The organism is Nonomuraea sp. NPDC052634 (assembly GCF_040678535.1).
Lineage (GTDB): Bacteria > Actinomycetota > Actinomycetes > Streptosporangiales > Streptosporangiaceae > Nonomuraea > Nonomuraea fastidiosa.
In genome coordinates this window covers 2,312,269-2,336,009 of the sequence record NZ_JBFATY010000001.1, presented here as the reverse complement: position 1 = coordinate 2,336,009, position 23,741 = coordinate 2,312,269, and the positions used below count along the sequence as shown (strand labels likewise).

At 71.0% G+C, this 23,741-nt stretch carries 18 protein-coding genes; 10 read left to right on the top strand and 8 right to left on the bottom strand.

Annotated features, from left to right (window positions below; genetic code table 11):
• Complete coding sequence (locus AB0K67_RS10490; RefSeq protein ID WP_364056134.1) at window positions 1–765, bottom strand: enoyl-CoA hydratase/isomerase family protein; 765 nt, start codon at window positions 763–765, stop codon at window positions 1–3.
• A 13-nt stretch (window positions 766–778) separates the two neighbouring features.
• Complete coding sequence (locus tag AB0K67_RS10485; RefSeq protein WP_364056131.1) at window positions 779–1,495, bottom strand: FadR/GntR family transcriptional regulator; 717 nt, start codon at window positions 1,493–1,495, stop codon at window positions 779–781.
• Window positions 1,496–1,701: 206 nt separating this feature from the next.
• On the opposite strand from AB0K67_RS10485, the gene AB0K67_RS10480 reads away from it, so the two are divergent.
• From AB0K67_RS10480 to AB0K67_RS10445, 8 genes are all read left to right on the top strand, one after another.
• Window positions 1,702–2,352, top strand: a complete 651-nt coding sequence (locus tag AB0K67_RS10480) for an aspartate/glutamate racemase family protein (protein WP_364056128.1) — start codon at window positions 1,702–1,704, stop codon at window positions 2,350–2,352.
• Window positions 2,345–3,592, top strand: coding sequence for a RuBisCO large subunit C-terminal-like domain-containing protein (locus AB0K67_RS10475; RefSeq protein WP_364056125.1), 1,248 nt, complete (start codon window positions 2,345–2,347; stop codon window positions 3,590–3,592). The genes AB0K67_RS10480 and AB0K67_RS10475 overlap by 8 nt, the downstream gene beginning before the upstream one ends.
• Before the next feature lie 132 nt (window positions 3,593–3,724).
• Entirely contained in the window at window positions 3,725–5,377 is a 1,653-nt protein-coding gene (locus tag AB0K67_RS10470) for a four-carbon acid sugar kinase family protein (protein ID WP_364056122.1), read from the top strand.
• A 174-nt stretch (window positions 5,378–5,551) separates the two neighbouring features.
• On the top strand, window positions 5,552–6,532 hold the full coding sequence (locus tag AB0K67_RS10465; RefSeq protein WP_364056119.1) for an aminoglycoside phosphotransferase family protein: 981 nt from the start codon (window positions 5,552–5,554) through the stop codon (window positions 6,530–6,532).
• Between the two features lie 354 nt (window positions 6,533–6,886).
• Window positions 6,887–7,864: an ABC transporter permease gene (locus tag AB0K67_RS10460; RefSeq protein WP_364056116.1), complete on the top strand. Its 978-nt coding sequence runs from the start codon at window positions 6,887–6,889 to the stop codon at window positions 7,862–7,864.
• Between the two features lies 1 nt (window position 7,865).
• Entirely contained in the window at window positions 7,866–8,708 is an 843-nt protein-coding gene (locus AB0K67_RS10455; RefSeq protein WP_364056113.1) for an ABC transporter permease, read from the top strand.
• A complete protein-coding gene (locus AB0K67_RS10450; protein ID WP_364056110.1) occupies window positions 8,705–10,774 on the top strand; it encodes an ABC transporter ATP-binding protein in 2,070 nt (689 codons plus the stop codon). Before AB0K67_RS10455 ends, AB0K67_RS10450 begins: the two co-directional genes overlap by 4 nt.
• Window positions 10,771–12,477: an ABC transporter family substrate-binding protein gene (locus AB0K67_RS10445; protein ID WP_364056107.1), complete on the top strand. Its 1,707-nt coding sequence runs from the start codon at window positions 10,771–10,773 to the stop codon at window positions 12,475–12,477. The genes AB0K67_RS10450 and AB0K67_RS10445 overlap by 4 nt, the downstream gene beginning before the upstream one ends.
• A 73-nt stretch (window positions 12,478–12,550) precedes the next feature.
• Here the strand turns inward: AB0K67_RS10445 and AB0K67_RS10440 are convergent, their stop codons facing one another.
• From AB0K67_RS10440 to AB0K67_RS10430, 3 genes are all read right to left on the bottom strand, one after another.
• Window positions 12,551–12,949, bottom strand: coding sequence for a peptidase inhibitor family I36 protein (locus tag AB0K67_RS10440; RefSeq protein WP_364056104.1), 399 nt, complete (start codon window positions 12,947–12,949; stop codon window positions 12,551–12,553).
• Between the two features lie 85 nt (window positions 12,950–13,034).
• Window positions 13,035–14,396, bottom strand: a complete 1,362-nt coding sequence (locus AB0K67_RS10435) for a glycosyltransferase family 2 protein (RefSeq protein ID WP_364056101.1) — start codon at window positions 14,394–14,396, stop codon at window positions 13,035–13,037.
• Window positions 14,393–14,554 carry a hypothetical protein gene (locus tag AB0K67_RS10430; protein ID WP_364056098.1) on the bottom strand — a complete coding sequence of 54 codons (162 nt, stop codon included), beginning with the start codon at window positions 14,552–14,554 and terminating at the stop codon, window positions 14,393–14,395. Before AB0K67_RS10430 ends, AB0K67_RS10435 begins: the two co-directional genes overlap by 4 nt.
• Window positions 14,555–14,805: 251 nt before the next feature.
• On the opposite strand from AB0K67_RS10430, the gene AB0K67_RS10425 reads away from it, so the two are divergent.
• Entirely contained in the window at window positions 14,806–17,409 is a 2,604-nt protein-coding gene (locus AB0K67_RS10425; RefSeq protein WP_364056095.1) for a glycoside hydrolase family 3 N-terminal domain-containing protein, read from the top strand.
• 258 nt (window positions 17,410–17,667) lie between these two features.
• Here AB0K67_RS10425 and AB0K67_RS10420 read toward each other — a convergent pair whose 3' ends face one another.
• A complete protein-coding gene (locus AB0K67_RS10420) occupies window positions 17,668–18,189 on the bottom strand; it encodes a snapalysin family zinc-dependent metalloprotease (protein WP_364056092.1) in 522 nt (173 codons plus the stop codon).
• 100 nt (window positions 18,190–18,289) lie between these two features.
• Entirely contained in the window at window positions 18,290–19,450 is a 1,161-nt protein-coding gene (locus AB0K67_RS10415) for a hypothetical protein (protein ID WP_364056089.1), read from the bottom strand.
• 233 nt (window positions 19,451–19,683) lie between these two features.
• On the opposite strand from AB0K67_RS10415, the gene AB0K67_RS10410 reads away from it, so the two are divergent.
• Window positions 19,684–21,546 (top strand): ABC transporter ATP-binding protein, encoded by a 1,863-nt coding sequence (locus AB0K67_RS10410; RefSeq protein ID WP_364056086.1) that lies wholly within the window; start codon window positions 19,684–19,686, stop codon window positions 21,544–21,546.
• A gap of 9 nt (window positions 21,547–21,555) precedes the next feature.
• Here AB0K67_RS10410 and AB0K67_RS10405 read toward each other — a convergent pair whose 3' ends face one another.
• Window positions 21,556–22,083, bottom strand: a complete 528-nt coding sequence (locus AB0K67_RS10405; protein ID WP_364056083.1) for an NBR1-Ig-like domain-containing protein — start codon at window positions 22,081–22,083, stop codon at window positions 21,556–21,558.
• Between the last annotated feature and the right edge of the window lie 1,658 nt (window positions 22,084–23,741).

The following is a 23,741-nucleotide window of genomic DNA, read 5'->3' as shown; positions in this document are numbered from 1 at the left end:
TCAGCGCCCCTCGAAGACCGGCTCGCGGCGGGCGGCGAACGCGGCCCTGCCCTCGGCGGCGTCGGCCGTGGCGAAGCAGACGGTCTGCAGGTCGCGCTCGTACCTGATGGCCTGATCGAGCGGCATCGAGTAGGCCGCCCTGAGGTTCGACTTGGCGGTCTGCGCGGCGATCGGCGCCCGCTTGGCGATGGTCGCGGCCAGCTCCTTGGCCGCCGCCGCCAGCTCCCCGGGCGGGTGGACCGCGGTGACCAGGCCCCACTGCAGGGCGCGGACCGCGTCGATCGGGTCGCCGGTCAGCAGCATCGTGGCCGCGTTGCTCGGGCCGACCGCGTGCGCGAGCAGCGCCGACTGGCCGCTGCCGCCGATCCAGCCCAGCTTGATCTCCGGCGCGGCGAACGTGGCGGTCTCGGCCGCGAGCCGGATGTCGCAGGCCAGCGCCAGCTCCAGGCCGCCGCCATAGGCGTAGCCGTTGACCGCCGCGATGATCGGCTTGCGCAGCGCGCGGACCGCGTCGCCGTAGTCGTCGCGGTTGCGGAACTCCCACGGCGTGTCGTACGCGTCCAGCTCGCGGATGTCGCTGCCGACGCAGAACGCGCGCTCGCCCGCGCCGGTCAGGACGGCCGCCCTGATCTCCGGGTCGGCGTCCACCCGGGCCAGGCAGGCGCGCAGCGCGGCGGCCATGTCGGGGGTGACGGCGTTGAGCTTGGCGGGTCTGTTGAGTGTGACGACGGCGACCGGGCCGTCGACGTCGAGGAGGACGTCCAAGGGAGGCTCATTTCTAGCAGCAGAGACGTATGTGCTGTTCGGCGTCGGCGCGGGCCACCTCGACCACCGTGCGCATGGCCTCTTCGGCCTTGCGGTGGTGGCGGCGTCTGATCGCCTGGGCCACGCGCTCGTGGTTGGGCAGCGTTTCCTTGTTGTGCGCCACCGAGCGGGTGTGCACCTGGCGCACCGACCGCAGGGCGATGCTGATCATGTCGTAGAGGTAGAGCAGCAGGTCGTTGTCGGCGGCGGCGAAGACCGCCTGATGGAAGGCCAGGTCGGCCTCGATGAACGGCTCGGGGTCGTCGGCCGTGGCGTACAGCGCGGCCAGGGCCTCGTCGATGCGGCGCACGGCCGCCGCGTCGGCCCGCTCTGCCGCCACCCTCGCGGCGCCGGGCTCAAGCGCGACCCGCAGGTCGGCCAGCACCCTGATGTCCTCGGGACGCGGCTCGGGCTCGAAGCGCCAGCTCAGCACGTCGGCGTCGAGCAGGCTCCACGACTCGCGCGGGCGCACGATGGTGCCCGCACTCCTCCTGGTCTCCAGCAGGCCCTTGCCGGCCAGCACCTTCACGCCCTCGCGGACCGCCGAGCGGCCCACGCCCAGCTCGCCGACCAGCTCCTCCTCGATGGGGATGGACGTGCCGGGGGCGAGCTCGCCGTTGACGATGCGGGCGCCGAGTGCGCGTACGACCTGGACGTGACGGGCCGCGTCACTGCGGGGATCTGTAGCCACGGCTCCGCACGGTATCCCGAGCGCGCCGGAATTCCTAGACCCTTCATCGGATGAAGTTCGGATTTCATCAGATGAAGTCTTCACAGGGCGGCGGCACGGTAGTAGCTTTCCCAGGGACGCCGCCGGCGACGATCACCGAGAGACCCGCCCACCTCCTGCCGACCTCGACCCACGTCCACCCCCTGCTCGCCCGCGAGGGAGCGGCCATGACGACCCTGGGACTCATCCACACCTCGGCGACGCTCGTGCCGGTCTTCGCCGACCTGTGCACGCGGCACCTGCCGGGCGTCGAGACGTTCAACATCGTCGACGACAGCCTGATCAAGAACACCGTCGCCGCCGGGCGGCTCACCCCCGATACCGCCCGCCGCGTCGCCGGGCACATCGCCAGCGCGGAGGCCGCAGGGGCCGACCGCATCCTCGTCACCTGCTCGTCGATCGGCGCCGCCGTCGAGGCCGCCGAGCCGCTGACCGGCGTGCCCGTCACCCGCGTCGACCGGCCCATGGCCGACCGCGCCGTCGCCATCGGAGCCAGGATCGGCGTCATCGCCACCCTCGCCACCACCCTCGAACCCACCGCCGACCTCGTACGCCGCCGCGCAGAAGCGGCGGGCGCCGAGATCGCGCTGACCGCCCGGCTGTGCGAGGGCGCGTTCGAGGCGCTGATGAGCGGCGACGCCGCCACCCACGACGCCCGCGTCTCCGCCGCGCTCACCGAGCTGGCCGGGGAGGTGGACGTCATCGTGCTCGCCCAGGCGTCCATGGCCAGGGTCGCCGGCGCCGTCCCCTCGCCCGTCCCCATCCTCGCCAGCCCGCCGCTGGCCATGGAGTACCTGGCGAAGGAGCTGCATGGCTGAGCTGACCGTCGCCACGTACCGGGTCGTCACCCGGCTGCCGCTTGAGCGGGCCGTCAGCGCGATCGCCGGCGAGCAGAGCACCGGGACGTTCGTCAGCGTCGCCGGCGAGACCGACGAGCTACGCGCCCGCCACGCCGCCGTCGTGCTCGGCATCACCGAGATCCCGCCGCCGATCACCGAGCCGCTGCCCGGCGCGCGCGGCGACGGGCCGCTGCGCGCCGCGCTCGTCCGCATCGGGTTCCCGCTGGACAACACCGGGCCGTCGCTGACGAACCTGCTGCCCGTCGTCGCGGGCAACCTCTACGAGCTGCGCGAGGCGGCCGGGCTCAAGCTCGTCGACCTGGAGCCGGCCGCCGCGTTCGGTGAGGCGTACCTGCCGCCCGCGTACGCCGTCGAAGGCACCAGGCGGCTCGTCGGCCGGCCGGAAGGCGTGCTGATCGGCACCATCGTCAAGCCCAACGTCGGGCTGCGCCCCGCCGACTACGTCCCGCTCGTGCGGGAGCTGGGGCTTGCCGGGGCCGACTTCATCAAGGACGACGAGGTCAACGCCGACTGCCCGCCCGCGCCGCTCGCCCAGCGCGTCGAAGCCGTCACCGCCGCGCTCGACGAGGTCGAACGCCGCACCGGGCGGCGGCCCATGTACGCCTTCAACATCAGCGACGAGCCCGACCGCATGCTGCGCAACCACGACCTGGTGGTGGCGGCGGGCGGGACCTGCGTGATGGTCAACCTCAACGCCGTCGGCCTGCCCGCCGTCGCCATGCTGCGGCGGCACGCCGAGGTGCCCATCCACGGCCACCTCGCCGGGGTCGGCGCGCTCGCCCGGCATCCCGGGATCGGCATCGGGCTGGTGGCGTACCAGAAGCTGGCCCGCCTCGCCGGGGCCGACCACCTGCACTGCGGCGGCTTCCACAGCAAGTTCTACGTCACCGACGACGAGGTGGCCGACACGGTCGCGGCCGTCCGCGCGCCCCTGCTGGGCGGTTTCGCCTGCCTGCCCGTGCTGTCGTCGGCGCAGTGGGCGGGGACCGCGCCCGTCACCCTCGACCGTACGGGGACCGACGACCTGCTCGTCCTGGCCGGCGGCGGCGTGCTCGGCCACCCCGACGGGCCCGCCGCCGGCATCACCAGCATCCGGCAGGCGTGGCAGGCCGCGGCTGCGGGCGTGCCGCTTTCCGAGGTGGACGCGCCCGAGCTGGCCCGCGCCTTGGAGCACTTCGGTACGGCGGTGGCCCGATGACCCTTGACGGAGGTGGAGGCGCCCTGGAGTGCTCCCGGTTGGGCGGTGGCCCGATGACCCTTGACGCAGCCGGCTCGGCCCGGGAGCGCTGCGGTTCGGTGATGACCCGATGAGCGATTGCGAGGCCGGGCGGTGACGCTCTTCGCCTTCGTGGCCGACGACTTCACCGGGGCGACGGACGCGCTGTGGCAGTTCCGGCGTTACGGGCTGACCGGGTCGCTGGTCACCGACGCGCGCCGCCTGCACGATCGCGCCGACGTCATCGGCCTGGCCACCACCGCCAGGGCCGCGGACGACCCGGTGCCGATCGCGCTCCCCGCGCTCCGGGCCGTGGCGGCGCTGTGCCCCCTCGCCGTCCAGTACAAGATCTGCTCGACCTTCGACTCCGCACCCGAGCGGGGCAGCATCGGCGCGGTCATCGCCGCCCTGCACCGCGCCGGTCTCGCCGACGGGCCGGTGCCGGTGCTGGCCGCCCAGCCCGAGTTCGGCCGCTACACCTGGTACGCCAACCACTTCGTCCGCTCCGGCGACGACGTGCTCCGCCTCGACCGCTACCCGCCCGCCCGCGACCACCCCGTCACGCCCGCCAGGGAGGCCGACCTGCGAATCCGGCTCGCCGAACAGGGCGCGGGCCCGGTCGGCCGGCTCCCCGCGGGGGCGACCCGCGACCGCTACCTCGCGCTGCGCGGCCACGCCGCCTTCGTCGCCGACGCCACCACGGACGACCACGTGCACGCCCTCGGCCGCCTCCTCCTCGCCGATGCCCTGACGACGTTGCCCGAGGGTGCTCCTTCCGCGTCAGGGGCTAGAGGCACCGGTCGTTCGGCCTTCGCGGCGTCTTCCGCGGGCTCGTCTCCGGTCGCGAGCGCTGGGTCCTCCACGCTGTCGGAGGCGCTTCCCGGCGGCTCTGCTCCCGGCGGCTCTGCCTTCGCCGCGAGCGCTCACCCGGCCGGGGCCTCCACCGGCTCCGAGGCGCTTTCGGGCGGGGCACCCTCCGGGGCCGGCCGACGCGTGCTCTGGTGCGTGGGGTCCGGCGGGATGAGCCAGGCGCTGGCCTCGGCAGCGGCGTGGTGGCGGTCGGGTACGGCAGCGCCGGCTGAGCCTGCCTGGTCGGAACCCGGTCCGGAACGCGGACCCGCCGATCCGGAACCCCAGCCCGCCGGTCCGGAACGCGGACCCGCCGGGCCGGGACCAGCGCTCACCGGTCCGGGGCTTGCGCCCACCGGGCCGGGGCTTGCGCCCACCGGGCCGGGACTCGCGCCCGCCGATGCGGGGCTCGTGCCAGCGGGACCGGAACTCGGGCCCGCGGGACCCGTACTGGTGGTGTTGGGGAGCCGGTCTCCGGTGACCGCGCGGCAGATCGCCACGGCGGCGGAGGCGGGTTGGGCGGTCGTGGACGCGTCCGAGGGGATGGCGGCGATCGCGGCGGCCGAGGTGAGCCTGCGCGCCGGTCGCCACACCATCGTGCAGACCACGCTGGGCCCGGAGCGCGACCCGGACGGCATCGGCGACCTGCTCGGCCGGGTGGCCGCCGCGTCGGTGGCTGCCGGGCTGACACGGCGGCTGGTGGTGGCGGGCGGCGACACCTCAGGGCAGGTGGTGACCGCGCTCGGGGCGCACGCGCTGGACGTGGTCGCCTCCCTGGCGGTGGGCGGGCCTGTGTGCGTGCTCGCCGCCGACGATCCCGCGTTCGACGGACTGGAGGTGGCGCTCAAGGGCGGTCAGGTGGGCGGCGACGACTTCTTCCTCCGCGCCGCCGCCGGCTCCGCGCGCCGCCTGCACTAGCCCGCCCCGAGGCATCGGCCTGCCCTGCGGCGCCGGCCCGCTCTGCTGCGCCGGCCCGCTCTGCGGCATCGGGCTGCTCCGAGGCGTCGGCCCGGCCGAAGCGCCGGTGGCGGGAAGGGGCGGGGAGGAAGGTCGTGGATGGGGGGATCGTGGGGAAGCGGGATGATGGTCGGCATGCGCTTCGAGCCGATCGACCGTCCAGCCCAGGCATTCCAGCAGTCCGTGACCCCCGACCACATCCAGCGGATCGCGCGCCGGGTCTTCGGCCGTGACGCCGTCTCGGCGGCCGAGCTGGGGCTCGGCATGTACAACACCACGTACAAGGTGACGATCGAGGGGCGGGACCGGCCGGTGGTGATGCGGTTCGCGCCGGACCCCGCCCGTCAGGCCCGCTCGGAGCGTGAGCTGATGCGCAACGAGTACGCCACCGCCCCCTACCTCGCGCCGATCGCCCCGCTGATGCCGCGCATCATCGCCGCCGACTGGTCGCACGAGCTGATCGGCCGCGACTACATGGTGCAGACGTTCCTGGACGGCGTGCCCGCGCCCGACCGCCTGCCGAGCTACCCGCGCCCCACCTGGACAGGCTTCTTCCGCAGGCTCGGCGAGATCACCAGGACGGTCCACGACATCCGCGGCCCGGGGTTCGGCCCGGTGGCGGCGCCCACGTACCGCACGTGGAGCGAGGCCGTGGCGGGCGCGCTGCACGAGCTTGCCGCCGACGCCGAGGACGCCGGCCTGCACGGCGCAGACCTGCGCAAGGCCGCCGCGCTGGCGGAGAGCCGCAGTGACGTACTCGACGAGATCACCGAGCCGCGCCTGCTCACCGGCGACCTGTGGACGGTGAACACGATGGTCGCGGCGGACGCGCCGGAGCCGACGCTCACGGGGGTGCTCGACCTGGACCGTACGTGGTGGGGCGACCCGGCCGCCGACTGGACGATCAGGATGGCGAACGCCAAAAAGGACGAGCGGCTGGCGTTCTGGGAGGCGTATGGAGAGCCGGACCGCACCCCCGCGGCGGTCTGGCGCTCCGTGATCTACGAGATCCGCCATCTTGGCGCCATCCGGCTGGAGCGGCACCGGCACGGGCAGACCGACGGCGTGAGCCGCTCCTATGACGACGTGGCGGCCGCGCTCGCGGAGATCGATTGACGCTCACACAGAGGCGTCACCGAATATGATGTGGATCACCGGCCTGAGCCGTCAATTAATGTCCGGATTCTGTGACACAAGCGCACCCCGCGGGCGCCGCGACGGCCATCTGATCATCCGCGTTTCCGCAGGTGGGCCCGGGAAATCCGCGACCGGGCGCCGCGTCCGGCGATCTATTGCGAGTGACCTTAACGTTATATGCCGCGATTCTGACTGTTATCCCTTTCCTTATATATTGCGCGTTGATCAGTCATCTTGACGTCACGTGAATTTCGCGATGTGAGATGGGTTTTCCGTTGAGGGGGCGCCGCTCCGCGTGGAGTTCGCGCCCTCGGTCAGCGCGAACGGAGAGTGATGGGCAAGTACCTGCTCCGCAGGTTGGCGATAAATGTGATCTTGGTCGCTATCGCGGCTAGCCTGGCGTACATGCTCGCGGCGACCACGCTGAACCCGCGGGCGTCGTACCAGGGGCGGCAGCCCCCGGTCCCCGAGGCGACCATCGACGCCACATTGGACGCCTACAACCTGAACGACAAGACTCCCGTGCTGCAGCGCTACGTGACCTGGGCTTCCGGGGTCATCACCGGAGACTTCGGCAAGACCTGGAACGGCGGTTCGGTCAACGACGAGATGGGCCGCCGCATCATGGTCAGTCTCCGGCTCCTGTTCATCGGCACCCTGCTGGGGTTCGCGGTGGGCGTGGCACTTGGCGCGATATCCGCGGTGAAGCAGTACAAGATCACTGACCGGTTAATAGGTGTCAGCTCCTTCGTGATCATGGCCATCCCGGTGTTCGTGCTGGCCACGCTGCTGGCGATCGCAACCTACAACCTCAACAGAGGGCTCGGGTTCACGCTGATCGAGTACACCGGCGAGTACAACCCGCGCCTGTCGGGCTGGGACCAGTTCCTCAACCGGCTGAACCATCTCATCCTGCCGACGATCTCGCTGAGCCTCGGCTCGATCGCCTTCTACAGCCGGATCCAGCGCAACATGATGCTCGACGTGCTGAACCAGGACTTCGTCCGCACCGCGATGGCCAAGGGCCTGCGGCGCAGGACGGCGCTCATCAAGCACGCGCTGCGCACCGCGCTGATCCCGTCGGCGACGTACTTCGCGTTCGCGTTCGGGACCATGTTCACCGGAGCCACGTTCACCGAGAAGATCTTCGCCTGGCACGGCATGGGCGCGTGGCTGGTCGACTCGATCAACCAGAACGACGTCAACTCCGTGGCCGCGGTGACCTTCTTCGCCGCGGTGTGCGTCCTCGTCGCGTCGTTCCTGTCGGACGTGCTGGTGGCGGCCCTCGATCCACGGGTGCGGGTGAGCTGAGATGCGATCGAAAGTCGTCCTGCGGCGCCTCTACCGCAACAAGCAGGCCCGCTACGGGATCATCGCGCTGATCCTGCTGGTGGCGCTGGCCTACATCGGGCCGTACTTCGGCCCGTACGACTGGACCGAGAAGGACTTCCTCGCCTTCCTGCAGCCGCCGAGCGCCGACCACTGGTGGGGCACCACCTCGATCGGCCAGGACGTGTACGCCGTCACGCTGCGCGGCATGCAGAAGTCGATCGTCATCGGCCTGCTGGTGGCGCTGATCTCCACGGCCCTGGCCGCCCTGGTCGGCGCGTTCGCCGGCTACTTCGGCGGCTGGGTGGACAAGGTGCTCATGTGGGGCGTGGACCTGCTCCTCGTCCTGCCCAGCTTCCTGATCATCGCGATCGTCTCGCCCCGGCTCAAGGAGGGCGCCTCCTGGCTGTGGTTCGTGGTGCTGCTGGCCGCGTTCTCCTGGATGATCACCTCGCGGGTGGTGCGGAGCATGACGCTCTCGCTGCGCGAGCGCGAGTACGTCCTGGCCGCCGTCTACATGGGCATCCCGCGCTGGAAGATCATCTTCCGGCATATCGTCCCCAACCTGTCGTCCCTGCTGATCATCGACGCCACGCTGAACGTCAGTGGCGCGATCATCGGTGAGGCGGCGCTGTCCTTCTTCGGCTTCGGCATCCAGCCGCCCGACGTCTCGCTCGGCACGCTGATCGCGCTCGGCTCCGGCAACGCCACCGGCTACCCGTGGCTGTTCGCCTTCCCCGCCGGCCTGCTGGTCGCGTTGGTGCTCAGCGTGAACCTGATCGGCGACGGGCTGCGTGACGCACTCGACCCGGGGAGCAACTCGTGAGCATCTTGGAGGTCAAGGACCTCACCGTCACCTTCCCCGGCGGCATCGAGGCCGTGCGCGGCGTCAGCTACGAGGTCGAGCGCGGCGAGGTGCTCGGCATCGTGGGCGAGTCCGGCTCGGGCAAGTCCGTGACGTCGCTGGCCGTGATGGGCCTGCTGCCGCGCGACGCGGTGGTGGACGGCTCGGTCAAGCTGCACGGCCAAGAGCTGCTCGGCATGCCGGAAGACGAGCTGGTCAAGGTACGCGGCAAGGCGATCAGCATGATCTTCCAGGATCCGCTGTCCGCCTTCACCCCCGTCTACACGATCGGCGACCAGATCGCCGAGGCCGTCCGCATCCACCAGAAGATGCCCAAGGACAAGGCGGCCAAGCGCGCGGTGGACCTGCTCGACCTGGTCGGCATCCCCAACCCGCAGCTGCGGGCCAAGGCGTTCCCGCACGAGTTCTCCGGCGGCATGCGCCAGCGCGCGATGATCGCCATGGCCATCGCCAACGACCCCGACCTGCTGATCTGCGACGAGCCGACCACCGCGCTCGACGTCACCATCCAGGCGCAGGTCCTGGAGGTGCTCAAGACCGCGCAGCAGGAGACCGGCGCCGGCATCGTGATGATCACCCACGACCTCGGCGTCGTCGCCGGCATGGCCGACCGGGTGCTCGTCATGTACGCGGGCCGCCCGGTCGAGCAGGGCTCGGTGGACGACATCTACTACCGGCCGCGCATGCCGTACACGATGGGCCTGCTCGCCTCGATCCCCAGGGTGGACGGCGAGGAGGGGCCGCTGGTGCCCATCGAGGGCAACCCGCCCTCGCCCGCCTCGCTGCCGCCGGGCTGCCCGTTCGCACCGCGCTGCCCGATGAAGGTGGACATGTGCGAGGAGGAGGAGCCGCCGCTGACCCCGATCGACGGGGGACGCCACGTGGCCTGCATCCGCGCGCACGAGATCGAGCACAAGGGCCTGACCGGCGCGGACGTGTTCCCGGTCCCGGTCATCCCGCCGAGCGACGTCGTCCGCGTGCCGCGCGAGCAGCGCCCCACGGTGCTGGAGCTGGACGGGCTCAAGCGGCACTACCCGCTGATGAAGGGCGCCATCTTCAAGCGCCGCGTCGGCACGGTCTACGCCGTGGACGGCATCAGCTTCGACATCGCCGAAGGCGAGACGCTGGCCCTGGTCGGCGAGTCCGGCTGCGGCAAGACCACCACGCTGCAGCAGATCATGCAGCTCGCGCCGCCGCAGGACGGCCGCATCGTGGTGCTCGGCAAGGACAGCGCCAAGCTGGACAAGGCCGCGCGCCAGGCGCTCCGCCGCGACCTGCAGATCGTCTTCCAGGACCCGATGGCGGCGCTCGACCCGCGCATGCCGATCGGTGACATCATCGCCGAGCCGCTGCGCGCGCACGGCAAGAAGGACGTCTCCGCCAAGGTCGCCGAGCTGCTGCAGCTCGTCGGCCTCGCACCGGAGCACGCCGAGCGCTACCCGCAGCAGTTCTCCGGCGGTCAGCGCCAGCGCATCGGCATCGCCCGCGCACTGGCCCTGGAGCCGAAGCTGCTCGTCCTCGACGAGCCCGTCTCGGCACTCGACGTCTCCATCCAGGCAGGTGTGATCAACCTGCTGGAGGAGCTGAAGAACAGGTTGGGCCTGTCCTACCTGTTCGTGGCACACGACTTGGCGGTGGTACGGCACCTGGCCGACCGGGTGGCCGTCATGTACCTCGGAAGGATCGCCGAGATCGGCGCGGTCGAGAACGTCTACGACCGGCCCGCGCATCCGTACACGCAGGCACTGCTGTCGGCGATCCCGCTCCCCGACCCCGAGAAGGAACGCACCCGCAAGCGGATCCTGCTCGAAGGCGACCTGCCCAGTCCGGCCGACCCGCCGTCTGGCTGCAGGTTCCGCACCCGCTGCCCCAAGTTCGCCCGGCTCAGCGAGGCCGAGCGACGGCGGTGTGTGGAGGAGGAGCCTTCGGTCGCCCGGCTGACGAGCGCCGTCGACCACGGTGCCGCCTGCCACTACGCGGAGGAAGTCGAGGTCATCACGGCCTCGGACAATCAGGAGGAAGAGTGAAGGTTCATCACCGTGCGGCCGCTGGGCTCGCGGTCCTGGCCATGGCAGTGGCGGCCTGCGGCGGCGGCGGCTCGGAGAGCAAGCAGCCGAGCGCCGAGCAGTCGCAGCAGGCCCAGCAGCAGATGGCGGAGACCCCGTCCATCAGCATCAACCCCGTCCCGTACGAGCAGGTGAAGGACGGCGGCACGCTCACCCTGCCGATTGGTCAGTGGCCGAGCCAGTGGAACCCCTACCACGTCGACGGCAACCAGGCCGACACCTCGGAGATGCGTGACACCTTCCTGCCGTCGGTGATGGTGTCGGACGCGGAGGCCAACTTCACGCCGAACAAGGACTACGTGACCGACGTCAAGCTCGACCAGTCGTCGGGCAAGCAGGTCATCACCTACACGATCAACGACAAGGCCCAGTGGTCGGACGGCACGCCGATCACGTGGAAGGACTTCGAGGCGATCTGGAAGTCCAGCAACGGCGAGAACAAGAAGTACAAGCCGACCTCCACCGACGGCTACGACCGCATCGAGTCGGTCGAGAAGGGCGACTCCGACAAGGTCGTCGTCGTCACCTTCGCCAAGACGTACCCGGAGTGGCAGGGCCTGTTCACGCCGCTCATGCCGGCCAAGCACATGGACTCGCCCGAGGCGTTCGAGAAGGACTACCTGCAGAAGGTCCCGGTCACCGCGGGTCCCTTCAAGATCGAGAAGATCGACGAGGGCACCAAGACGCTGACCGTCGTGCGCGACGACAAGTGGTGGGGAAGGAAGGCCAAGCTCGACAAGGTCATCTTCCGTACCATCGAGACGCCCGCCGCGCAGGTCAACGCCTTCGCCAACGGCGAGCTCGACATGGTGGAGATCCCGCCGGGCAGCCCCGCCGACCTCAAGCGCGCCAAGGAGGTCCCGAACGCGGACATCCGCAAGGCGCTCAGCCCCAACTGGCGGCACATCACCGTCAACAACCAGAGCGAGTTCCTGAAGGACAAGTCGGTCCGCCAGGCCGTGCAGTACGCCATCAACCGTGACGTGATCACGCAGTCCGACCTGAAGGACATGGACTGGCCGCTGCAGACGCTCGGCAACCACGTCTTCATGAACAACCACAAGGGGTACGTCGACAACTCCGGCGACCTCGGCAAGTACAACCCTGAGAAGGCCAAGCAGCTGCTCGACGCGGCCGGCTGGAAGCAGGAGAGCGAGGGCGCGACCCGCAAGAAGGACGGCAAGGAGTTCGAGCTGACCTTCGTGGTGCCCGCCGGCGTGCCGTACGCCAAGACCGAGGGCGAGCTGACCCAGGCGATGCTCCAGGAGGTCGGCATCAAGCTCAACATCCGCGCGGTGCCGGACGACAAGTTCTTCACCGACTACATCATCAAGGGCGACTTCGACCTGGTGCCGTTCTCGTGGATCGGCACGCCGCTGCCGCTCGGCGCGCTGCCGCAGATCTACAAGACCGGCTCCGAGAGCAACTTCCCGAAGTCGGAGAACCCTGAGCTCGACGCCGCGATCGACGATGCCGTCGGCGAGATGGACCCGCAGAAGGCCATCGAGAAGGCGAACATCGCCGACAAGATGATCTGGGACATGGTGCACACGATCCCGCTGTACCAGCGTCCCGACATCCAGGCGGCCAAGAAGACGCTGGCCAACCTGGGCGCTGAGGGTTACAAGACCTACGACTGGACCGAGGTCGGCTTCACCGAGTGAGCCCCTCTCACGTGAACGGGCGACCCCCGGCCGGAACTCCTCAGGCCGGGGGTCGCCCCGTTTCTGGAGGTCTTCAGCCGCCGTGCGAGTCGGCCGCGCCGCCCTTGAGCGTGATGCCGCAGGACGGGCCGCCGGGGCCGTCGAAGCGTACGGAGTCGAAGAAGTCGCGGAAGGTGGGGAAGAAGTTGCCCTTGTCCCTGGGCTGGGTGACGGCGGTGCAGCCGTCGTAGTCCGCCTCGGAGAAGAGGTAGATGAACGAGTCGGTACGGTTCCAGTCGGACTTGGCGCGGTCGGCCATGCCCAGCGCGGCCAGGTCGGGGGTGTCGGCGTTGATCTGGATGATGTCCCCGGTGCCGTCGAGGCCGGAGAACATGCAGTAGTAGCCCTCCTGGCACCGGTCGTAGCCCTCGGCGGCCTGAGCCGGCGTTCCGAGCGCGGCCACGACGGCGGCGGCGAGCGGTAACGCCAGCATCTGAAGCTTCTTGCCCACACTTCCTCCAAGGGTGAAACTTTCTTTCACCCCGAACATACACGGCGCGATCTTGTAGGGAAAGGGATCAATTTCGCGCCGCCAGACCGACCTCCACGCCCGCCCTGGTGCCCCAGCGGCCCACCCGGTGGCACGTCAGCACCGCGTACGCCAGGAGCGGGCGCAGCACCAGCAGCCGCCAGAGCGCGGCCAGCGGGGCGAGCGCGAACAGCACCAGCCGCGCCCGTGTGCTCTCGTCGCTGCGCCGCACCGTGAACAGCCGCAGCGCCATCGCGTAGTTCATGGCCAGCGCGGCCTGCCCCGTCGCGACCGCCGCCGCGCCCAGGTGAGCCCGGTGGTCCGGGCCGGCCACCAGCGCCACCGGGACGGCCACGACCAGCAGCAGGTGCAGGAGCTCGGCCACCGCGGTCCAGAAGGCGGCGCCGGTCAGGGGCAGGTAGCGCAGCCACCACAGATGACGTACGGCCGTGCCGCGCATCCACCGCACCTGCTGCCGCACGTGATGGCCGAGCCGGGCCGGGGCGAGCGTGAACACCATCGCCGACGGCTGGTGCACGGTCCGCCCCGCCAGCAGGGCGTGCAAGGTGAGCAGCGAGTCGTCGTTCATCTGCATCGGACGGCCGCGGAAGCGCTCGCTTCCGTACGCGCCCGCGCACCTTCGCACCACGCCCGCCCGGTAGAACGCCAGCGCGCCCGAGTTCAGCCGCACCTGCCTCAATGCCGAGGTGGCGCTGCGCAGGCCGAGCGTGAACGGCAGGTACAGCAGGGGGCTCAGGCGGGCGAGCACGCCATCGGCCCGGTTCAGCACCAGCACCTGACCGGCCACCGACTGCACGCGCGGGTCCGCGAACGGGGCCAGCCCCTCCCTGACGGCGTGCCGGTCGAGCACCGAGTCGCTGTCGAGGGTGACGAAGACGTCCCCGTCGTCGCCGGCGAGTGCGTGCATCTGGGCGTGGCGCTTGCCCCGGTTCGGGGTGCGGTCCCAGGTCGTCTCGATGCCGCGCGCCGCCGCCTCCTGCTCGAATTCCGTGCGTACGTCGTCGTACGGCAGGTCCGAGCCGTCGTCCACCACCCGCACCCGCGTGACCGGGCGGCTCTGCGCCAGCACCGAGCGCAGGCAGGCGCGCAACGCCTCCGGATCCTCGTTGTAGACCGGGATCTGTACGGTCACCCGCAACGCGTCCAGCCTCGCCTGGTCGTCGCGCCGTGCTCTGATCGGGCGCTCGCACCACGACAGCGGCAGCCACCACAGCAGGATCGCGGCGAGCGGCCAGGCCGCCTCGCCGCCGCCGTTCGGCAGGGCGGCCATCACATGGGTCACGCCCCAGGCGGCGACGGCGGTGGTGAGGAGTGCGGCGCATGCTTGGAGCTTGGGACCGGCGGCGTAGTCGGCGGATGGGAGCCGCCGGGGGCGCCCGTCTCGCGTCATGGGCAGAGGGGGTCGCGGCCGGGGCGGAAGCGGGCGCGTACCAGGAAGGCCGTGCCGAGCGCGATCGACGCGCAGAGCACGACCAGCCACGGGTGCCCGCCGGCCAGCGCGGCCACCGCCACGCCGCCGCCGTAGCCGGCGAGGGATCCGTACGCCATGAAGGGCCTCCTGAAGGCGAGGGGTGACGAAGGCGAGGGGTGACGGCGGGAATGTCGCCGGATCCGGGGCGCGGCAACCTCCCCGCCGGTCAAGAGGAGCTGAAAGTTTCACCGGAGTACGGCCCGTTTCCGCTGGTGCCTGCCCTCGCCGGGGCGGCGCCTCGCACGCGGCGGCGAAACTCGGGGATCGTGACCTACAGTGCCTCTGGGAGCGCTCCCACATCCCTTCGAGCCAGCCGGAGCAGCGTGCGATGAGCAGCAACCCGAGCAGGAAGCGGACGGTTCCGACGTGGGCCGGCCGATGGCGGACCGGTCTGCGGCGGGCCCTCATGCGGACGGACCCGCCACCGGGCGACCCGCCACCGGGCGACGCGCCGCCGGGCGGATGGCGGGCGAGCCGCAGACGGACGGGATTCGCCGCCGTTCTCGCCCTGGTCGCCGCGACCCTGACCGTGCCCGCCACGGCGATCGCGGCTACGGTCCCCGCGACCGGGGCGGCGGCCCTGCCGTACCAGGACCCGAGCCTCCCTGTCGGCGCCCGGGTCGACGACCTCATGTCCAGGATGTCGCTGGAGGAGAAGCTGGGCCAGATGACCCAGGCCGAGCGCGGCTCGGTCAGCGCGTCCGACATCACCACGTACCGGCTGGGCTCGGTGCTGTCGGGCGGCGGCTCGGCCCCCACACCGAACACGCCCGCCTCCTGGGCCGACATGTACGACGGCTTCCAGAACGCCGCCCTGGCCACCCCGCTCGGCATCCCGCTCATCTACGGCGTGGACGCCGTACACGGCCACAACAACGTCGTCGGCGCCACGATCTTCCCGCACAACATCGGCCTCGGCGCCACCCGCGACCCCGACCTTGTCCAGCGCATCGGCCGCGCCGTCGCCGAGGAGGTGTCGGGCACCGGCATCGACTGGAACTTCGCCCCCTGCCTGTGCGTGGCCCGCAACGACCGGTGGGGCCGCACGTACGAGTCCTTCGGCGAGACCCCCGACCTGCCCTCGTCGATGACCTCCATCATCACCGGGTTGCAGGGCGACGCGCTGAACGGCCCCGCCTCCGTGCTCGCCACCGCCAAGCACTACGTCGGCGACGGCGGCACCGAGGGCGGCGTCGACCAGGGCGACACCCGGCTGTCGGAGGCCGAGCTGCGGGCGATCCACCTGCCGCCGTTCGAGGAGGCCGTGGAGCGCGGCGTCGGCTCGGTGATGATCTCGTTCAGCAGCTGGAACGGCACCAAGGTGCACGGCCACCGCTACCTCATCACCGACGTGCTCAAGGGCGAGCTGGGCTTCGACGGGTTCGTGGTCTCCGACTGGAACGGCATCGACCAGATCGACGGCGCGCCCGGCACCTCCGCGCTCGACGTGCGCACCGCCATCAACGCCGGCATCGACATGGCGATGGTGCCCACCGAGTGGCGGAGCTTCATCGAGCTGCTGCGCGCCGAGGTGCAGGCAGGGCGCATCAGCATGGAACGGATCGACGACGCGGTACGCCGCATCCTGACCAAGAAGTTCGAGCTCGGGCTGTTCGAGAAGCCGCTGACCGACCGGTCGTACACCTCCACCGTGGGCAGCGCCGAGCACCGGGCACTGGCCCGCGAGGCCGTCGCCAAGTCGCAGGTCGTGCTGAAGAACGAAGGCGGGCTGCTGCCGCTCGCCAGGACCGGCGGGAAGATCTTCGTGGCCGGTAAGAGCGCCGACGACATCGGCAACCAGAGCGGCGGCTGGACGATCTCCTGGCAGGGCTCCTCCGGCGACATCACGCCCGGCACCACCATCCTGGAGGGCATCAGGAACACCGTCGGCTCCGGCGCCACCGTCACCTACAGCCGCGACGGCAGCGGCATCGACGGCTCGTACCGGGTCGCCATCGCGGTCGTCGGCGAGACCCCGTACGCCGAGACGCAGGGCGACCGGCCGGGCGACCTCGGCCTCGACAGCACCGACCTGAACACCCTGGCCAACCTGCGGGCCTCCGGCGTCCCCGTCGTCGTGGTCCTCGTCTCGGGACGGCCCCTCGACATCGCCGCGCAACTCCCCGGCTGGGACGCCCTGGTCGCCGCCTGGCTGCCGGGCACCGAGGGGCAGGGCGTGGCCGACGTGCTGTTCGGCGTCGTCCAGCCGACCGGGAAGCTGCCCATGACCTGGATGAACAGCGCCTCCCAGCAGCCCATCAACGCGGGTGACGGCAAGACGCCGCTGTTCCCGCAGGGGTTCGGGCTGACGTACGAGCCGGGCGGAGAGGACGACACCACCCCGCCCACCGCGCCCGGCACCCCCACCGCCTCCGGCGTCACCTCCACCTCGGCCACCCTCACCTGGTCCGCCGCCACCGACGACGTCGGCGTGACCGGGTACGACGTGGTCCGCTTACAGGGCTCCGCCGAGACACCGGCGGCCTCCGTCACCTCCACCTCCGTCACCATCACCGGCCTGTCGCCGGACACCTCCTACACCTTCGCCGTCTACGCCAGGGACGCCGCCGGCAACCGCTCACCCCGCTCCGGCACCGTGACGGTCACCACGTCCGGCGACGGCACCGGATCCGGCTGCACGGTCACACCGTCCACGCAGAGCCAGTGGGGCACCGGGTACGTCATCCAGGCCACGGTCGCCAACACCGGCACATCTTCCAGAACGTCCTGGACGGTCACCTTCACCCTTCCCGCCGGGCACACCATCACCGGTTCGTGGAACGCCGAGGTGAGCGTCAGCGGCCGTACCGTCACCGCCCGCAACGCCCCGCACAACGGCACGCTGGGGGCGGGGGAGAGCACGTCGTTCGGCTTCCAGGCCACCCGCCCCGACGGCGACACCTCCCTGCCCACGTCGTACACCTGCAGCTGACCCGGGCCGCCCCGGGCCCGGGTCCCGCCCGCGGAGCCGGTGCTGTGCCGCTGGGCCCGAAACCGGGCGCGCTGGCGTTGCCGAACCCAGAGAGCCTCCGGCGGCGCGCCGCCTCCGGCGGCGCGCCGCCTCCGGCGGAGCGGTTCGCTCGTCGTCCCGGGCGACGCGCCCTCCCGGCGGAGCGGTCCGCTCGCCGCTACGGGCGGCGCGCCACCACCGGCGGAGCGGTTCGCCGAGGGCGGCGCGCCACCCGCAAGGTCAGCGGTCCACGTGGAGGGTGCCGAACGTCACCTGGGGTGTCGCACCCGCGAAGTTACGGTCGACCTCGGCGCGTTCGGCCGCGCTCGGGGCGGCGTTCTGGCAGCTCACCGGCGCGCTCGAGCCCGACATCAGGTCGCTGCACAGGCCCGTACGCCGGTCGGGCAGGCCGAGGATGTGCCCGATCTCGTGGGTGGCGATGCGCAGGGGGTAGTAGCCCTGGTCCACGGCCTGCCGGCCCATCCACACGGTGCCGCGCCCCAGGCTGGTGGGCAGGGCGCGGGGCCAGCCGTTGTCGGCGATCACCACGAAGTGGGCGGGCGTGCCGCGGACCAGCCGTACGTTCGACACGTTGGCGTTCCAGACCTGCGCCGCCTGATCGATGGTGGCGCTGAACTCGGCGGCGCGGCTCGCGTCGTACCGGATGACCGTGACGAGGGCGGCGGCCTGCGCGGGGGCGGTGATGAGCAGGAACGCCAGGCTGAGTACGGCGGACAGGACGATGCGAAGGCGTTTGGTCACGGAGCCTCCTCCGGAAAGTTGGGGGTGTTGTGACGGTATGCGCACCACCAACCCCCGGAAGAGGTACCAAGTTGCTCCTATCACCGTGATATGGCCCCGCTCAGCAGATCGACTGGCGGCTGTTGACCAGCGTGTTGTTCCTGAACGTGATGTTGACGCCGCACGGGTTCTCCACGAGGGCGGAGTTCGTGACGGTCAGGTTCTGGATGGTGATGTCGGCGGTGTTGGGGAACTCCGAGCGGGCGGCGATCCGGATGTCGCCCGGGCCCTGGACGCTGCCGCCCTGGGCGGCGATGTTCACGTTGTAGCAGTTCTCGATGAGGATCGCGTTGTTGCCGGTCTGGGCGATGTCGACCCGGTTGATGACGGCGCCGCCGCTCTCCGAGACGCAGAACACGCCCCTGCCGCCGCCCCGCGCGATGACCTGGTTGACGCGGATGTTGGTGGGATAGCCGGAGCCGATCCTGCCGTTCCTGTTGGCCATGCGGAAGGCGGCGTACCCGGTGCCGGTGCCGGCGTTCTGCGCGTCCACCGTGTCGACCGTGGCGTTGATGGTGTCGTTCAGCAGCAGGCCGGAGTGGCCGGTGTCGCGGGCGACGACGGTGCCGACGGTGAGGCCGTCCACGCCGTACGTCTCCACGCCGTGCGTGCTGGTGCCCGAGACGTAGACGTTGTCGATGCGTACGTTCCTGGTCCGTACGCTGCGGTCGCCGTGGTTGTCGATGCGGATGCCGAGCCCGCTGGACAGGCGCAGATCGATCTGGCCGAGGGTGATGTCGGTGCCGTTGCGGACGAAGATGCCGTACAGCGGGGTGCCGGTGACGTTCAGGTGCTGGACCTCGACGTCGGTGACGCCTCGTGCGTACACGACGGCCTGGTCGCCGGAGCCGGAGCCGGTCACGTTCACGGTGCCGCAGACGTCCAGCACCGTGTAGCTCGGCAGCGACAGCCGCGAGCCGGCGCTGATCGAGCCGGAGCCGCGTACGACGACGCGCTGCTTGGAGGTGCGGCCGGCGGTGAGGCTGTTCACGGCGGCCTGCATGGCCGACAGCATGCTGCTTCCCGTGTAGACGGTCCTGCTGCCGTTGCGCGCGGTCCAGGTGCCGCCGCTCAGCACGGCCTCGGCGTTGTACGAGCCGTCGCCGCAGGCCAGCGCCTTACTGGGGGGCGTTTGCGCGGCGGCGGGGCCGGACAGCGCGGTCGCCGCGAGCGCGAGTGCGGCGAGGCCCGTGATGAGTTTCCTCGTGCTGCTGCGTAACATGCTCCGCTCCCATGAATCGATTCATTCGCGACAAAGCTCCTGACCTGCACATTTGCTCGGCAGCAAGCGGGTGGAACGGGGGTTGAATCGCACGGAGTATCACAACGTTCAAATCGGCCGTCAACCGAGCGTGAAACTTACATGACAAGCCCTCTGACTCCTGGCGATCTCCTCACAAAAGCCGCGCTCTGCGGTCATCGAAAACTGTCAGTGGCCGCGTGCACACTCGGAGCATGCAGAACGAGTCGCTCGACATCGGCGAACTAGCCCTCCCCAGTTGGAGCGTCCACACCGACAAGATGGCGGAGGTCGGTTTCCTGACCATCGCCAGACGGCTGCCGTCGCTCGTCGGTCAGGCCCTGCGCATGGCCTGGCAGGCGAGCCCCCGCGACACCCTGGCCACCGTCGTGCTCAACCTGCTCGGCGGCCTGTTCACCGCGTTCGGCCTGCTGGCCACCACCGGCGTGCTGACCGCGCTGTTCAGCGAGGGCCCCACCCCCGACCGCGTCATGGCGGCGCTGCCCAGCCTCGCCCTCGTCGGCGCCGCCGCGGTGCTGCGCAGCTCCGTCCAGGCGGGGGCGGGCTGGGCGCAGTCCCGGCTCACCCCCCAGATCGCCCGCCACACCGAGGAGCGCCTCTACGGGCTGACCAGCCGGGTGGAGCTCGTCTCCTACGACGACCCCGACTTCCACGACTCTTTGGAACGCGCCACATCGCGCGGCGTGGCCGTGCCCGGCTCCGTGGTCAGCTCGGCCATCGACGTCGTCACCGCCGTCATCGGCATCGGCGCCGCCGCCGGTGTGCTCGGCGTGCTCCACCCCGTTCTGCTCCCGCTGCTGCTGCTCGCCGTCCTGCCCGACGCCTGGGCGGCGGTGCGCAGCGCCCGCATGCGTTACACCGCCATGTACTCCCTGATCCCGGTGGCCCGCCGCAAGTGGATCATCGGCGATCTCATGGCCAGCCGGTCCTGCGCCGCCGAGGTGCGCTCGTTCTCCATGCGCGGCTTCCTGCTGCGCATGTACGACGTCGTGGCCCGCGCCCAGCAGGACGTCCTGCTGCGCCTGGCCCGCCGCCAGACGGTGACCAGGCTGGTCGGCGACGCGCTCGGCGGCATCGGCACCGCGCTCGTCTACGTCGCGCTGGGCGTCCTGCTGGCGATCGGCGCCATCCCGCTCGCCGTCGCCGGCACCGCCGTCCTCGCCATCCGTTCCGGCCAGACCTCGCTGGCCAACCTCATGTACGCCACCAACCACCTCTACGAGCAGGGCCTCTACTTCACCGACTTCCTCGACTTCTGCGCCGAGGCCGAACGCCGGGTCACCCGCCCCCGCTCCCGGCCCGCCCCCGACCGCTTCTCGGCCATCACGGCCGACAACGTCACCTTCACCTATCCCGGCGCCGACGGCCCGGCCCTGCGCGGGGTGTCGGTCGAGATCAAGCAGGGGGAGGTGATCGCGTTCGTCGGCGAGAACGGCTCCGGCAAGACCACCCTGGCCAAGATCCTCGCCGGGCTCTACGAGCCCGACAGCGGCACCGTGCGGTGGGACGACACCGACCTGCGCGAGGTCGGCCCCGACGAGCTGCGCCTGCGCACCGCCGTCATCGCGCAGGACCACACCCGCTGGCCGCTCGCCGCCCGCTACAACATCACGATGGGCACCGACAAGGGCGAGCCCGCCCTCCACGCCGCCGCCTCGGTCGCCGGGGCCGACGAGGTCATCGCCGAGCTGCCCCACGGCTACCGCACCCTGCTCGACCGCCGATTCAAGGACGGTCACGAGCTGTCCGGCGGCCAGTGGCAGCGCATCGCCGTGGCCCGGGGGTTCCATCGCGACGCTCTCCTGCTCATCTGCGACGAGCCCACCGCCGCCCTCGACGCCCGCGCCGAACACGCCCTCTTCGAGCGGGTACGCGCTCACTCCGACGGCCGTACGGTGCTGCTCATCACCCACCGGCTGGCCAGCGTGCGCTACGCCGACCGCATCTACGTGCTCGACCACGGCGAGGTCACCGAGCAAGGCGACCACGACACGCTCATGGCGCTGAACGGCCTCTACGCCGACCTCTATACCCTCCAGGCGGCCGCCTATCGATGACCGCCGCGTTCAGGCGACGGTGACGTCGAGGAAGATGGGCCGCTTGTCGGCCAGCAGCGGCGCGCCGTCCTCGTCGGTCATCTTCCAATAGATCTTGCAGCGGCCGGGCGAGTCGGGGGCGCGCACCCGTACGGTGATGTCCACCGATTCGCCCGCACGTACCGGGCCGATCGCCACCCGCTTGGGGGCCTTGCAGGGGGTGTCGTTCATGCGGGTGAGGTAGCGGTCGTGCCAGTGCACGTTGCCCGCGTTCCGGATGCGCCAGGTCTTGTCGAACCGCTCGCCCGCCCGTACGACGCTGCCGTCGGGGTAGGTGACGTCCCGCTCGAACGCGGAGTCGTCGTGCGGGGAGGCGGGCACGGTCGGTGTGGCCGGGTGCGGCGAGGCGGGCGCGGTCGGGGGGATCGGGGTGTCCGGCGTGGTGCTGGTCGGGGCGGCGTGCGGGGCCGCGTGCTCCTGCCGGTCGCCGGCCACCGTCGGCACCAGCCACCCCAGGACGACGGCCGCCACCCCTGCCACCGCCACGACGGCGGTCACCAGCGCCGTCCTGCGGCGCGGCACCGGCTGCGGGTGGGGGTCGGGCTGCGGATGGGGGTCGGCTGGCGAAGCGGCCTCCGCGGTCGCGGCCTCGGGCGCGGTGACCGGGGCTGCCGAGGATGCGGTCGCCGCAGTCGTGTCCGCGGTGGACGCGGACGCGTGTCCGGAGGGCGTGGTCGTGTGTCCGGGAGGTGCGGTCGCGTTTCCTGGGGCGGTGGTGGTGTCGCCGGAGGGGGCGGTCGTTTTCCCTTGGGCGGTGGTGGTGTCGCCGGAGGGGGCGGTCGTTTTCCCTTGGGCGGTGGTGGCGTCGCCCGAGGGTGCGGCCGTGTTGCCTGGTGCAGTGGTCGCCTCTCCGCATGCGCCGACTGCGTGCGCGGAGGGTGTGGTTGGCGCAATTGTGCCGCCCGCAGGCGTGGTTGTGGCGTCTGGGGCGGTGACTGGGTTGTTGGGGGCAGGGGTTGGGTGCGCGGACGGCGCGGTGGGCGCGGGCGTGCCGCTCGAGGACGCGGGCCTGTCGTCTGCCTGGGTGGCCACGTCGACGGGGGAGGCGGCTGCTTCCGCAGCGTTCTCAGACGGAGCGGCGTGGTCTCCGGGAGCAGCAGTTCCGGCGGGTGCGTCCCCGGACGGAGTGGTCGCGGGCACCGGGTTGCCTGCGTTGTCGGGGCGCACGGTGGGCGTGCTCCTGCTGTCGTCCGGACGCTCGGCGAACGCGTCCTCGTCGGGAGCGTTCTTGTCATGAGCCGGTGCAGGGAGAGCGGCGGCGTTGTCCGCGGCCGTGGCGTCGGCGGCCGACGGTTTCTGAGGGCTCGAAGGCCGGCCGGCCTCTTCCCAGCGGGCGCGCCACTCGCGGCGTACCTCGTCAGGGTCGCGGCCGAGGCGATCGACGGCGAGTACGCGGACGAACTCCCACGTCGTCTCCCAGCTTGGCAGCGCTTTCCCTCGGGCGGCCGCTGCCAGGGACGACTTGGAGGCCGCCGCGCCGAGCTTGGAGGCCATGTCCGCGAAGGACGGGTCGCCCGCCTCCTTCTTGAGCTCCCAGAGAAGGTGTGCGAAGAGCGCGACGGGCCCCGATGCCGGATCCGGACGGATCGGCCTGCGCCCCCGTCGCGTGCTGGCCGTGCCTTCGCCTTGATGTCCAGGTGACTGCGCCATCCCACCCCTATTTCGGTCAGTCGCATGTACGGCGATCGCCGCATCACATCAAGACCAAGGGAGGTTACCAAAAGGCCCTTCGGCGGACGAAATGCCCCAATCGGGGAACGGCAGAAAGGGATGAATTGCTCTTATAGTGATGAACTGGGGCATGCGGTGTCGCCTCTGAGGGCGGCTCCGGAACATTTTCGGCTCGGACCGTTCCATCCATGGCCAGACCGTAAAACCTTCCGGATTGCGAATCGGCTGGTCGAAAAGCGGCCTTCCGGTAAACGGCGCGAGTCGGCGGTCCTGCAATTGTGCGGGCATTTCCAGTAGCGCAGCGGGTGCAGGAAAGTGCAGGTCAGCGGACTGGGCCTGGCACGACTGGCAGGCCCCACCTGAGCAGCCGCCCGGAGGACCTGAGCAGCCGCCCGGAGGCTCGCGCTATCAGCCGCACAGCCGACATGGCCGGCGCTGGATCGGCCGCATGGTCGGTGGCCAGTGTGGGGTAGCCGTACCGGTCG